The 11,877-nt window shown below is 72.2% G+C and carries 11 protein-coding genes and 1 pseudogene; 7 read left to right on the plus strand and 5 right to left on the minus strand.

Annotated features, from left to right (window positions below):
* Positions 1-135: 135 nt before the first annotated feature.
* Entirely contained in the window at positions 136-852 is a 717-nt protein-coding gene (locus ACWD26_RS10545; protein WP_451268303.1) for an ANTAR domain-containing response regulator, read from the minus strand.
* A 111-nt stretch (positions 853-963) separates the two neighbouring features.
* Here ACWD26_RS10545 and ACWD26_RS10550 point away from each other — a divergent pair, with 111 nt between their 5' ends.
* Positions 964-2,085, plus strand: a complete 1,122-nt coding sequence (locus tag ACWD26_RS10550) for a PAS domain-containing protein (protein ID WP_451268305.1) — start codon at positions 964-966, stop codon at positions 2,083-2,085.
* Between the two features lie 93 nt (positions 2,086-2,178).
* On the opposite strand, the gene ACWD26_RS10555 is transcribed toward ACWD26_RS10550, so the two are convergent.
* On the minus strand, positions 2,179-2,973 hold the full coding sequence (locus tag ACWD26_RS10555) for an RNA polymerase sigma factor SigF (protein WP_451268307.1): 795 nt from the start codon (positions 2,971-2,973) through the stop codon (positions 2,179-2,181).
* A 233-nt stretch (positions 2,974-3,206) separates the two neighbouring features.
* On the opposite strand from ACWD26_RS10555, the gene ACWD26_RS10560 reads away from it, so the two are divergent.
* Both ACWD26_RS10560 and ACWD26_RS10565 read left to right on the plus strand, forming a co-directional pair.
* Positions 3,207-5,018, plus strand: a complete 1,812-nt coding sequence (locus ACWD26_RS10560; protein WP_451268309.1) for a thiamine pyrophosphate-requiring protein — start codon at positions 3,207-3,209, stop codon at positions 5,016-5,018.
* Positions 5,019-5,166: 148 nt separating this feature from the next.
* Positions 5,167-5,860: pseudogene (locus ACWD26_RS10565) on the plus strand (GNAT family N-acetyltransferase).
* A gap of 121 nt (positions 5,861-5,981) precedes the next feature.
* Here the strand turns inward: ACWD26_RS10565 and ACWD26_RS10570 are convergent.
* Both ACWD26_RS10570 and ACWD26_RS10575 read right to left on the minus strand, forming a co-directional pair.
* Positions 5,982-6,596: a LysE family translocator gene (locus ACWD26_RS10570; protein WP_451268311.1), complete on the minus strand. Its 615-nt coding sequence runs from the start codon at positions 6,594-6,596 to the stop codon at positions 5,982-5,984.
* Positions 6,590-7,726 carry a diaminopropionate ammonia-lyase gene (locus tag ACWD26_RS10575; RefSeq protein ID WP_451268313.1) on the minus strand — a complete coding sequence of 379 codons (1,137 nt, stop codon included), beginning with the start codon at positions 7,724-7,726 and terminating at the stop codon, positions 6,590-6,592. Before ACWD26_RS10575 ends, ACWD26_RS10570 begins: the two co-directional genes overlap by 7 nt.
* Before the next feature lie 116 nt (positions 7,727-7,842).
* Here ACWD26_RS10575 and ACWD26_RS10580 point away from each other — a divergent pair, with 116 nt between their 5' ends.
* Positions 7,843-8,763 carry a LysR family transcriptional regulator gene (locus ACWD26_RS10580; RefSeq protein WP_451268315.1) on the plus strand — a complete coding sequence of 307 codons (921 nt, stop codon included), beginning with the start codon at positions 7,843-7,845 and terminating at the stop codon, positions 8,761-8,763.
* Between the two features lie 211 nt (positions 8,764-8,974).
* On the opposite strand, the gene ACWD26_RS10585 is transcribed toward ACWD26_RS10580, so the two are convergent.
* Complete coding sequence (locus ACWD26_RS10585; RefSeq protein ID WP_451268317.1) at positions 8,975-9,106, minus strand: hypothetical protein; 132 nt, start codon at positions 9,104-9,106, stop codon at positions 8,975-8,977.
* 198 nt (positions 9,107-9,304) lie between these two features.
* Between ACWD26_RS10585 and ACWD26_RS10590 the strand changes: the two genes are divergently transcribed.
* The 3 genes from ACWD26_RS10590 to ACWD26_RS10600 all read left to right on the plus strand — a co-directional run bounded on the left by ACWD26_RS10590 (position 9,305) and on the right by ACWD26_RS10600 (position 11,838).
* Positions 9,305-9,751, plus strand: a complete 447-nt coding sequence (locus ACWD26_RS10590; protein WP_451268319.1) for a DUF2795 domain-containing protein — start codon at positions 9,305-9,307, stop codon at positions 9,749-9,751.
* A gap of 91 nt (positions 9,752-9,842) precedes the next feature.
* Positions 9,843-10,283 carry a CBS domain-containing protein gene (locus ACWD26_RS10595; protein ID WP_451268321.1) on the plus strand — a complete coding sequence of 147 codons (441 nt, stop codon included), beginning with the start codon at positions 9,843-9,845 and terminating at the stop codon, positions 10,281-10,283.
* Between the two features lie 58 nt (positions 10,284-10,341).
* Positions 10,342-11,838, plus strand: a complete 1,497-nt coding sequence (locus tag ACWD26_RS10600; protein WP_451268323.1) for an aminotransferase class I/II-fold pyridoxal phosphate-dependent enzyme — start codon at positions 10,342-10,344, stop codon at positions 11,836-11,838.
* Positions 11,839-11,877 lie beyond the last annotated feature (39 nt).

The following is an 11,877-nucleotide window of genomic DNA, read 5'->3' on the forward strand; positions in this document are numbered from 1 at the left end:
GCGCCGAGCCCGGCGGGGCGCGCGTCGCCGGGCCCCATTCGCGGGACACGGGGCGGCCGAGCGGGTGACGGAGCGCTCCGTCGGGTTACGCCGGTGAGCACCGTTGAAGGGTGGGCTGCAGACACCCGGTACGACTCAGCCGGAAAGCGAGGCCAGTTCCCGTTCCAGCCCTCTGCCCCTCTTCTCCACCACCGCTGACGCGACGTCCGAGAGTTTGCGGTTGGTGCCCTGGGAGATGCGGCGCAGGACGGTGAACGCGGCGTCGGCGTCGCAGCCGAGGACGTGCATGACCATGCCGCAGGCCTGGTCGACGACGGGTCGGGTGCGCAGGGCGGCGCCTAGCTGGTCGAGTTCGGTGAGGGCGGCTCTATAGGAACGGTCCCGGACGATGCAGGTCGCGGCGAGGTCGCCGAGGGCGCGGGCGGGGCCGTGCGAGGCGTCCTCCAGGGCGTGGGGGCGGAAGCTGTAGAGGCTGAGGGTCACGGTGAGGCCCGAGCGCCGGAAGGGAAGCGTGACGCTGGAACGTACGCCCGCTTCGAGGGCCACGGCCCGGTACTCCGGCCAGCGTTCGTCACGCAGCAGGTCGGTGGAGTCCACGGGCTCGCCGCTTTCCAGCGCGGCCGGGATCGGCCCGTCGCCCGAGCGCAGTTGGACGGAGACCAGCCCGGAGAGGTCGGGGTGGGTGACCGCGGCGGGGCGTTCGGTGCCGCAGTCGGAGACCAGGCTGCTGGCGCCACAGCAGTCGTTGGTGCAACGGGCTGCCTGTTCGACGAGTTCGGAGAGCCTCCTGCCCGGATCCGCCGATTCCGGCGATTCCCTGCCCACAAGGCCGAGTTGTTCGCTTTCCGGCATGGCGCACGCCTCCTCTTCCGGTCGCCTTCCCGCCCGCCTGCGCGGAAAACGAATCTCCCGCTTTCGATCCGGCCGGCCCCCTCAACGCCCTCCAGGCGTTACGTTCGTCGCATGACGCAGACGGACGAATTCGGTGAGGAACTCGCGGATTTCGTGCGCCGTGTCGCGGAGCTCAAAGCGGCCCGCTCGGTGCCGACCGGCGATCTACCGACGGTCCTGGACGCCGCCATCTTCGAACTGGACCATGTCGCCGACCAGTTGTGGCCCTGGTACGAGCGGCTGACCACCTCGGGCCCGGTCGGCGGCCCCTCATCGGCCGCCCGGGAACACCAGTTGCTGAAGGCCGTCTTCCAATGCCTGCCCCTGCCGGTGGTGTTGGTGGACCGCGAGACGGTGGTGCGCCGGCTCAACCCGGCCGCGACCGCCTTCACGGGCGTACGGTCCGGCTATGCCACGGGCCGTCCGCTCAGCGGATTCCTCACCCATGCCGACCGGGGTGCGTTCCGCTCCCAGGCGGCGGCCGTGGCCCGCGGCGAGGGCGAGCGGAGCCTCGTCGTGCACCTCCAGCAGCGCCCCTCGATCCCGGTACGCGCCACGCTCACCGCGCTGCGCTCCAACAGCGAGCCGCGCACCACCGTCCTCGTCGCGCTGCAGCCCGCGGGCGACCGGATGCCCACCGTCGAGCCGCTGCGCCCGCTACCCAACCTCACCGAGACCACCCGTCACGCGGCCCTCATGGATCTCGTCGACGCCATGACGACGGCCCTGCTCACCGCCCCCGCCGGTGCGGCGCTCGACCGGGCGGCCCACGTCCTGCACCGCCGCTTCGCGGACTGGGTGGTCGCCGACACGGTGGGCCCCGCCCTCACCCGTACGACGGTCCTGGCACCCTCCGAGGGAGAGACGAAGCTTCTGGTCGCCCAGGACCCCGCCACCTGCCCTCTCGTCGTGGACGCCGCCCGGGGCGGTTCCCCCGCCCTCCAGATCCGCCCGGCCGACCCCGACGCCTTCGGCCACGACAGCTCGGGCGCCCCGGTCCTCGTACGAGCGAACGTGACGTCCCTGCTCACCGTCCCCCTGGCGGCCCCGAACGGCTCCACCAGAGGCGTCCTCACCCTCTTCCGCTCGGGCCCCCGCCTGGCCTTCTCCATGGCCGAGGCCCAGGCGATGGACACGATGTCCCGCCACATCGCCCTGGCCATGGGACACACCCCCCACGGCAGCGCCCCCTGAGGGGCGCGGGGAACTGCGCGACAAGCCACGACGAAACCCGCGGCTGGAAGCCGTCCCGCACCCCAACGGCGCCCCTCAGCTCAGCCGGCGGAGCTACACCGCGTCCTGCATCACCTGGTCACGCAACCGGTCGCAGCACCGGCTGATCAACCGCGAGACATGCATCTGGGAGATCCCCAGCTGCTCCGCGATCCGGCTCTGCGTCATGTCCCCGAAGAACCGCATGTACAGGATCGCCCGCTCCCGCTCGGGCAGCGCGGCCAGCCGAGGCTTCACGGCCTCCCTGTCCACCACCGTGTCGAGGGCGGGATCAGGCGCCCCCAGCGCGTCGCTCAGCGAGTACCCGTCCTCACTCCCGGGCAGCTCCGCGTCCAGCGACAGGGCGGTGAAGCTCTCCAGCGCCTCGAGTCCGACCTGGACGTCCTCCTCGCTCATGTTCGCGTGTCGGGCGATCTCCGCGACGGTGGGCCGTCGGCCGGAGATCGTCTGGGACAGGTCCTGACTGGCGAACCGGACGCGGTTGCGCAGGTCCTGGACCCGGCGCGGCACATGCAGGGTCCACATGTGGTCCCTGAAGTGCCGCTTGATCTCACCGGTGACGGTGGGTACCGCATAGCTCTCGAAGGCGTTGCCGCGCTCGGGGTCGTAGCGGTCGACGGCCTTGACCAGGCCGAGCGAGGCGACCTGGCGCAGGTCCTCGTAGCTCTCACCGCGGCTGCGGAAGCGGCCCGCGAGCCGTTCCGCCATGGGCAGCCACGCCTCGATGATCTGCTCACGGAGAGTGTCCCGTTGCTGGCCGGGGGGAAGACTGGCCAGCCTGCGGAAGGCCTCCGCGGTGTCGGGGGCGTCGTCGTGAGGGTGGTGCTTCGCGTTCACCTGATTACGCATGGTGCGTCGCAACTCCCTGGATGGTGCTCTGGGATGGACGGTCACCGTGGGGGCGCGGGCGTGCACAGGGGACAGCACACCCGTGATGGAAACATCGCCTCTTCCACGGACGTGCCTCCTGTCCGAAGCACTGTTATGCGCCTGCCCCGGATCATGCACGGCAAACACATGCAGGTTTCTCCTTTGCCCGGGGGGTGACTCGCTCGGGAGATCACACCCCGGGAGGTTCCAGTATGAGCACCACGGTCGCGGATCACATCTTGCGGCGGCTGAGCGAGTGGGGAGTCGAACATGTATTCGGCTACCCGGGCGACGGCATCAACGGTCTGCTCGCCGCCTGGGGGCGGGCCGAGGACCGTCCACGGTTCATCCAGTCACGGCACGAGGAGATGTCCGCGTTCCAGGCGGTCGGATACGCCAAGTTCTCCGGCCGGCTCGGCGTGTGCGCGGCGACCTCGGGCCCCGGCGCGATCCATCTGCTCAACGGCCTGTACGACGCCAAGCTGGACCATGTGCCGGTGGTCGCGATCGTCGGCCAGACGCACCGCAGCGCGATGGGCGGCTCGTACCAGCAGGAGGTGGACCTGCACACCCTGTTCAAGGACGTGGCCTCGGACTTCGTCGAGACGGTGACCGTGCCCGAGCAGCTGCCGAACGTCCTCGACCGGGCGATCCGCACCGCGTACGCCCGCCGGGCGCCGACGGCCGTCATCATCCCCGGTGACGTGCAGGAACTGGACTACTCGGCACCGACGCACGACTTCAAGATGGTCCCCTCCAGCCTGGGCGGCAGCGCCTGGACGGCCGTGCCCTCGGCGGAGTCCGTCGAGCGGGCCGCCGAGATCCTCAACGCCGGGGACAAGGTCGCGATCCTCATCGGGCAGGGCGCGGCGGGGGCCCGCGCCGAGGTGGCACGGATCGCCGAGCTGCTCGGCGCGGGTGTCGCCAAGGCGCTGCTCGGCAAGGACGCGCTGAGCGACGAGCTGCCGTACGTCACCGGCTCGATCGGGCTGCTGGGCACGCGCCCGTCGTACGAGCTGATGCGTGACTGCGACACGCTGCTGACGATCGGCTCATCCTTCCCGTACTCGCAGTTCCTGCCGGACTTCGGCAAGGCGCGGGCCGTGCAGATCGACATCGACCCGCACATGGTCGGGATGCGCTACCCGTACGAGGTGAACCTGGTCGGGGACGCGAAGGCGACGCTGGAGCGGCTGATCCCGCTGATCGATCCGGAGCGGGGCCGGGAGTGGTACGACGAGGTGTGCGCGGGCGTGTCGCGCTGGCGTGAGGTGACGGCGCGGCGGGCGGAGCTGTCGGCCGACCCGATCAACCCGGAGCTGGTGGCCCACGCCCTCGATCCGCTGCTGCCCGCCGACGCGATGATCTCCTCGGACTCCGGTTCGGCGGCCAACTGGTACGCCCGCCACATCACCATGCGCGACGGCATGCGGGGCTCCCTGTCGGGCACGCTGGCGACGATGGGCTGCGGGGTGCCGTACGCGATCGGCGCGAAGTTCGCCCACCCGGACCGGCCGGCGATCGCGCTCGTCGGGGACGGGGCCATGCAGATGAACGGCATGGCGGAGCTGATCACGGCGGCCAAGTACAAGGACCGCTGGGAGGATCCCCGGCTGGTGGTGGCCGTCTGGAACAACCACGACCTGAACCAGGTGACCTGGGAGCTGCGGGCGATGGGCGGCGAACCGTCCTTCCTGCCGTCGCAGGAGCTGCCGGACGTGCAGTACGCGGCCTTCGCGCGCTCCCTGGGCCTGACCGGCATCCGGGTCGAGAAGCCGGAGGACGTCGAGGCGGGCTGGCGGGCGGCGCTGGAGGCCGACGGCCCGGCGGTCGTCGAGTTCCTCACCGATCCGGCGGTGCCGCCGATCCCGCCGCACGCCACCTGGGAGCAGATGGAGGCCACGGCCGCCTCGATCCTCAAGGGCGACGCCGACCGGGCGTCGATGGTCAAGCAGGGCTTCAAGGCGAAGATGCAGGAGTTCCTGCCGGGCACCAAGGGGAAGGGGAAGGGCGGCGGTCGTTGAAGCCATGACGTCGGCGGCGCGTACGTGCCGGCCACCAGGGCGCGCAGGAGCGGCTTGGTCATACTCCCGCCACCGCAAGGTGCGCGAGGGAGCCTCCTGGACAACCGCCCCCTTCACACGTGAGTCGGTCCGAGAAAGGCACAGCTCCATGACGAGCGCGGACGACGCCGTACTCGACGACCCGGTGGGCGCGTCGTTGCGCGGACACCACGCAGGCCTCGCCCGTCGACTCGGCCGGGCCGCCACGTACGTGCCGGATGTCGCCACCTTCTCGGCGGTGTCCCCCACTGCGGACTCGGCTGGCTGGGCCGATCTCGCCCGGCTGCTCGGTCCGGGCGGGTTCGCCGACCTGTTCAGCTCCCCGGCGACGCCGCCGCCGGACTGGGAGCCGGTCTTCGTCCTCGAAGGCCGGCAGATGATCTGGCCCAGTGACCGGCCCGCTCCGGCCGGTACCGGCGGCGTGGTCGAACTGGGTCCGGCCGATGTGCCCGAGATGCTCGACCTGGCCGCACGGACCCAGCCGGGACGCGTTCTGGCCGCGCACCCACGAACTCGGCACCTACCTCGGCATCCGCGCCGACGGCCGCCTGGTGGCCATGGCGGGCGAACGGCTCCGGCCTCCGGGGTGGACCGAGATCAGCTCCGTCTGCACGGCCCCCGAGGCACGCGGGCAGGGCCACGCCGTCCGCCTGGTGAACGCGCTCGCCGCGCGCGTCCTGTCCCGGGACGAACGCCCGCTCCTGCACGTGGCCGAGACGAACACCGCCGCGATCGCCCTGTACGAGCGACTCGGGTTCGAGAGCCGCAGGCACGTGACCTTCCGCGGGTTCCGTACGCCGTGAGAGGTGGCCCCGCGTCACGATGCCCCGCAGGGTGGACGACGCCTGGGCTTCAGGCTTCAGGAACAGTCGCACAGTCGCACAGTCGCGAGGACATCGACGCCTGGCCGGCTGCCGGTACCGGTCAGCCGGAAGCGGTGGCGGCCACGAGTCCGAGCCCGATCAGCGCGACGCCCGTGGTCCTCCCGAGCGCACGATGGATGCGCGGTTCCTGAAGGACCGGGCCGGCTTGGGACAGCAGGAGCACGTAGCCGCCCAGCCAGGCGAGGGTGAGGGTGGTGTGGAGGAGGACGAGGAGCGTCAGCGCCCAGGCGGCGGGGAGCCCGGGCGGTGCGAGCGTGGGCAGCAGCCCGGTGTAGAAGACGGCGATCTTCGGGTTGAGGGCGTTGCTGACGAGGCCCGTCCGCCACGGGCTTCCGGCAGGGTCGGTCTCCGTCGTGACGGTGGGTGCGGCGGAGCGGTGGTGCCACAGCGCCTGCGCGCCCAGGAACAGCAGGTAGGCGGCGCCGAGGAGCTTGACGGTCAGGTAGGCCGCGGGCGAGGCGGCGAGCATGGCCGCGAGGCCGGCCACGGTCAGTGCGCCCCAGAGCAGTAGCCCGGTCGCGATCCCGCCCACGGTGCGCAGCCCGTCCCCGGGACCGGCCACGAGCGCACGTCGGGTGACCACCGCCATGTCCGGGCCGGGCAGGACGGTCAGCAGCCCGAGGACACCGATCGCGGCGACGAGGTGGGTCAGCACGCCGCCGACCGGTGATCGGCGCCGGCGTGCGGGTTGGCGGCCGTGCCCTCGGTGCTCAGCAGTACGACGACCGAGGTCGGCCCCAGCCCCAGAGCCGTACGGCGTTCCTCGGCTCCCGCGCCGGTGAGCGTCGCGCGCAGACCGGCGAGCGCCGCGGCGCCGCAGGGACCCGAGGAGACACCGGCGGCGGCGAGGTCACCGGCCGCGCGGGCGCTGTCGGCATCCGTGACGGCGACCGCGGCGTCCAGGCCGTCGCGCAGGCGGGGCCAGGCGATGCTGGACGGAGTGCCGCAGTTCAGCCCGGCCATGGTGGTCTCCCCCGTGCTGACGCTGACGAGCGCGCCGAGGGTGAGGCTTCGCAGGACGCAGGGCGCGGCCTCCGGCTCCACCGACAGCAGCGCGGGGGCGTGTCCCGAGGGGCGGCTGCGGTAGTGGGTGACCACGGCCTGGGCCAGTGACCCCACACCGACCGGTACGGCGACGAGACCGGGGCCTTCGACGACCCCGCCGGCCGACAACTGCTCGTCGATCTCGGTGCAGAGGGTGGAGTACCCCTCGACGATCCACCCCGGGATCCGCTCATAGCCCGGCCAGGCGGTGTCCTGGACCAGCACCGCGTCCGGCGCGGCAGCCGCCTCGGCCGCCAGGCGCACGGCCTCGTCGTACGGCCCTGCCACCTCGGTGACCTTCGCCTGTTCCGCGACGATGGCCGCCACGGCCCGCGGATGCACGCCCTGAGGAACGAAGACGTGGGCGTCCTGGCCGAGGAGCCGCGCCGTGCGGGCCACGGCGCGGCCGTGGTTGCCGTCGGTGGCCGTCACCAGGGTGACCGGGTCTTGTTCTTCACCGTTCGCCGCCCGCTCGGCAAGGGTGCGGTGCACCGCCCAGGACGCGCCCAGCGCCTTGAACGCGGGCAGCCCGAGCCGGCGTGACTCGTCCTTGACGAAGACCCGGCCGACTCCCAGTTCATCGGCCAGTGACGGGAGTTCGGTCAGCGGGGTGGGCGCGTAGTCGGGCAGCGAAGCGTGGAAGACCCGTACCTCGGCCGGCGCGGGTTCACACCGCCAGGTGCGGGCATCGGGTCGCGCGAACCACGGCGGTTCGCGGAAGGAGGAGGCGTTGTCGGACACACGTTCAGGGTCCGATGCAACCGTACGATCGGTCCAGCGAATGTTTCCTACCTATACTCATCGAAAAGTCCGACCGTTCCGCACGGGTCCGCGACGGTGAGGAGAGCGGGCCGCCCATGTTCGATCTGCACCGGCTGCGGCTGCTGCGCGAACTCAAGCACCGCGGCACCCTGGCGGCCGTCGCCACCGCCCTGTCCTACGCCCCCTCCTCCGTCTCGCAGCAGCTCTCCCAGCTGGAGGCCGAGGTCGGCGTCCCGCTGCTGGAACCGGTCGGACGGCGGGTGAGGCTGACGGCACAGGCCGAGATCCTCGTCGCCCACACCGAAGCGGTCCTCGAACGCCTGGAGCGCGCGGAGGCGGACATCGCCGCCTCCCTGACCGACCTGACCGGCACCCTGCGCATCGCCTCGTTCCAGACGGCCGCTCTGGCCCTCGTCCCGAGCGCGCTCGGCCTGCTGCGCGACCAGCACCCGCGGTTGCGCGTCCACGTCACACACATGGAACCGGAGAAGGCCCTTCCCGGCCTGCAAGCACGCGACTTCGACCTCGTCCTCGCCGAGGAATACCCCGGCAACCCCAACCCCCGGCCCGCCGGCCTCGACCAGGAAGACCTGCTCGACGACCCTCTGCACCTCGCCCTGCCGAAGCCGGCCGACGGCCCGGACACCGACAGCCCGCTGACGGCGCTGCGCTCCCTCGCCGACCACCCCTGGGTGATGGAACCCGAAGGCACGGCCGCCCGGCACTGGGCCATGACCCTGTGCCGCGACGCCGGCTTCGAACCCGACGTACGGTTCGAGACCACCGACCTGCTGCTCCACCAGCGGCTCGTCGAGCAGGAACTCGCCGCGGCCTTCCTGCCCGGTCTCGTCTGGAGCGGACGGCCCCCGACCGTCACGCTGCGACAGCTCCCCCGCGGCCGGCGCACACGCCGCATCTTCACCGTCGTACGCCAGGGCCGCAGCCGACACCCCGCCGTCCTCGCCTGCCGCGACGCCCTCCACCGCGCGGTCGCCCTCCGCGCCGGCCAGGAGTAGGGCTGGAGATACCTGCGGGGTGCCTGCGCCCGGGAATCCGCGTATCGCGGCCGATCGCCCGGCCGGCGAACTGCCCGACCGGGTCACCGACAAGACCCTCGCCCGCCTCACCGGAGCACCGCCCTGGCGGACCCGCGCGATCCGGCCGTCACGACGGCGGCCTGACCAACCCGTCGGCGACCTCTGCCGGCGCGGCCCGCTCCGCCTCGGATCAGCGGATCGGTACGGCCCCTTCCGGCCGGTCGGTCTCCTCGACGGGTGGGAGTACCAACTCCTCGTAGCGGCCGAGCGCCAGAACGACGCCGAGCATCAGTAGCGGAATGATCACAGCGACAGCCGCCATGAGTCCGGTCCTTCCCCAGGAAGTGTGCGGTGGGGGGTGTCTCGCCGGGTCTCCCCCGGGCGGACGGGCAAACCCGGGCGCGGAAGCGGAACCCGTTCGGACGCTCGGCACCGGCCCGCCGTCATCCGTCGCCCGGCGTCCGTGTCGACACCGGGTCTTCGGGTACGCGGGGGGCCACGAACGATCTGGAGGGGAGTCATGCAGCGAGGCAGCGACCGGCTGAGCGCCCACCGCGACGACGAGATGAAGCACGAACTGCAGGGGTTGCTCCGTTCGGGGCATCCCACGCGGACGGAGGAATGGCACGACCCGGAGCCGTACGCCGAGGACGACCCCGAGGTGGCGTACGGGCCGGTGACGCCGAGCCGCGCGCCCGCCCGGGTGGAGGCGCTGCGGCTGGAGCTGGCCCGGGTCCTGGGCCGTACGTCCTTCCCGGCGGGGTCGGCCGAGCTGATCCGCGTACTGCGCGGCCGGCACGCCCCGGACAGGCTCGTGGAGCTCCTGGAACGGCTGCCCCGCAAGGTGCGCTACGACTCTGCGCACCGGCTCGCGGAGGCGGTCGTCCAAGCCCAGGACGAAGCGGAGGGCGGTGCCGCGCGGCCCCCGGCGGACGGCACGGAATCCGCACCCGACGCGGACACATAGGCACCCTGCTCGCGGGTACTGCGGGCAAGGTCACGCCGACGTGAGCGTGCCCCCCGCAGTCGGGGCGGAGCGACGAAAGGCCCAGGGACCCATGGCCGAGTTCGTGAGGGAAGTCATGACGCCAGGTGTGGTGGCGGTCCGTCCGGACGCCTCCCTCGTCGAGGCGGCGCAACTGATGCGGGCCCAGGACGTCGGCGACGTCCTCGTCGCGACGGACGAGCACGTCATCGGGGTGCTGACCGACCGCGACATCACGCTGCGCGCCGTCGCCGACGGCGCCGATCCGCTGACGGTGAGCGCGCAGGCCGTCTGCACCCCGAACCCGGTCGTGATCGGTCCGGACGACGCGGTGTCCGCCGCCGTGGAGCTGATGCGCGGCCACGCGATACGCCGGCTTCCCGTCGTGGAGGACGGGCACCCGGTGGGCATGGTCAGCCTCGGTGACCTGGCCGTCTCCCAGGACCCGGGGTCGGCGCTCGCCGACATCAGCCGGGCCGAGCCGGACACCTGGCCGGGGACGGCCCCGACCTGAGGGACGGGTTCGGGTACCGCCCCGGCCCGACGCAGCGGACAGCGATGACACGGAGACCATGGACGACGACAGTGTGACCACGGACCAGCAGCCCGACCACTCCCGTACCCCCGTCCTGGAAGCCCTGGAGCGCTACCGGCGCTCCGGCCGCCGCCCGTTCTCGCCGCCCGGCCACAAGGGCGGTACGGGCGTGGACGCGCGGGTCGCCCTGACACTCGGCCCCGATGTGTTCGCGTCCGACGTGCTCGCCCTCAACGGCCTGGACGACCGGCGCATGTCGGGCCGCGTCCTGGAGCGGGCCGAGGAGCTGATGGCGGACGCGGTGGACGCGGACCGGGCCTACTTCTCGACCTGCGGCAGTTCCCTGTCGGTGAAGGCCTCCATGCTGGCGGTCGCCGGGCCGGGCGAGAAACTGCTGGTCGCGCGCAACGCCCACAAGTCGGTGATCGCGGGCGTGATCCTGGCCGGCATCGAACCGGTGTGGGTGCGCCCGCGCTGGGACGCCGAGCACCGTCTGTCGCATCCGCCGGGCCCGGAGGAGGTCGCCGAGGCCTTCGAGCGGGCGCCCGACGCGAAGGGCATGCTGCTCGTCACGCCCACGGCGTACGGCACCTGCGCGGACATCGCCCGGGTCGCCGAGGTGTGTCACGCGCGCGGCCGGCCGCTGATCGTGGACGAGGCGTGGGGCGCCCATCTGCCGTTCCACGAGGCCTTGCCGAGTTGGGCGATGGACGCGGGCGCCGATCTGTGTGTGACGTCGGTGCACAAGATGGGCGCGGGCCTGGAGCAGGGTTCGGTGTTCCATCTGCGCGGCGATCTGGTCGATCCGGCCGTGCTGCGGCTCCGCGGCGATCTGCTCAACACCACCAGCCCGTCGGTGCTGATGTGGGCGGCGCTGGACGGCTGGCGCCGGCAGATGGTGGAGCGGGGCCATGAACTCCTCGACCACGCACTGAGGTTGGCGGGCCGGGTGCGCGAGGAGGTCGCCGCCCTTCCCGGCCTCGACGCGCTGGGCGACTCCGAACTCGTCGGCACCGGGCTGGCGTTCGCGTACGACCCGCTGATAATCGTCGTCGACGTCTCCGGGCTCGGTACGAGCGGTTACGCGGCCGTCGAGTGGCTGCGTGAGCACCACCAGGTCAACCTCGGGCTCGGCGACCACCGTCGGGTCGTCGCCCAACTCACCCACGCGGACACGGAGGAGAGCTGTGCGGCACTGCTCGACGCCCTCACGGAACTGGTGAAACGGCGCGAGTCGCTGCCGCCGGCGCCGCCCATCCGGCTGCCGGAACCGGACGAGCTGGAGCTGGAGGGCGTGATGCTCCCCCGGGACGCCTTCTTCGGGCCGGTGGAGCAGGTGCCGCTGGAGGAGGCGGCGGGCCGGGTGGCCGCGGAGCCCGCGAGCCCCTATCCGCCCGGCGTCCCGGTGATCTGCCCGGGCGAGCTGATCAACGAGGCGGTGGTGGAGTACCTCAAGTCCGGTGTGGAGCACGGCATGTACGTGCCGGACCCCTCGGACCCGGAGCTGCGCACCCTGCGAGTGGTGGCCCGATGAGCTACGGAACAAGGCAAGGAAGCGACGGAACAAGGCAAC

This window comes from Streptomyces sp. NPDC002787, assembly GCF_053592095.1.

Coding starts and splice junctions, on each gene's coding strand:
- ACWD26_RS10550 (WP_451268305.1), top strand. CDS start 964: ATGACGCAGACGGACGAATTCGGTGAGGAACTCGCGGATTTCGTGCGC.
- ACWD26_RS10590 (WP_451268319.1), top strand. CDS start 9,305: ATGCAGCGAGGCAGCGACCGGCTGAGCGCCCACCGCGACGACGAGATG.
- ACWD26_RS10595 (WP_451268321.1), top strand. CDS start 9,843: ATGGCCGAGTTCGTGAGGGAAGTCATGACGCCAGGTGTGGTGGCGGTC.
- ACWD26_RS10585 (WP_451268317.1), bottom strand. CDS start 9,106: ATGGCGGCTGTCGCTGTGATCATTCCGCTACTGATGCTCGGCGTCGTT.
- ACWD26_RS10580 (WP_451268315.1), top strand. CDS start 7,843: ATGTTCGATCTGCACCGGCTGCGGCTGCTGCGCGAACTCAAGCACCGC.
- ACWD26_RS10560 (WP_451268309.1), top strand. CDS start 3,207: ATGAGCACCACGGTCGCGGATCACATCTTGCGGCGGCTGAGCGAGTGG.
- ACWD26_RS10555 (WP_451268307.1), bottom strand. CDS start 2,973: ATGCGTAATCAGGTGAACGCGAAGCACCACCCTCACGACGACGCCCCC.
- ACWD26_RS10545 (WP_451268303.1), bottom strand. CDS start 852: ATGCCGGAAAGCGAACAACTCGGCCTTGTGGGCAGGGAATCGCCGGAA.
- ACWD26_RS10600 (WP_451268323.1), top strand. CDS start 10,342: ATGGACGACGACAGTGTGACCACGGACCAGCAGCCCGACCACTCCCGT.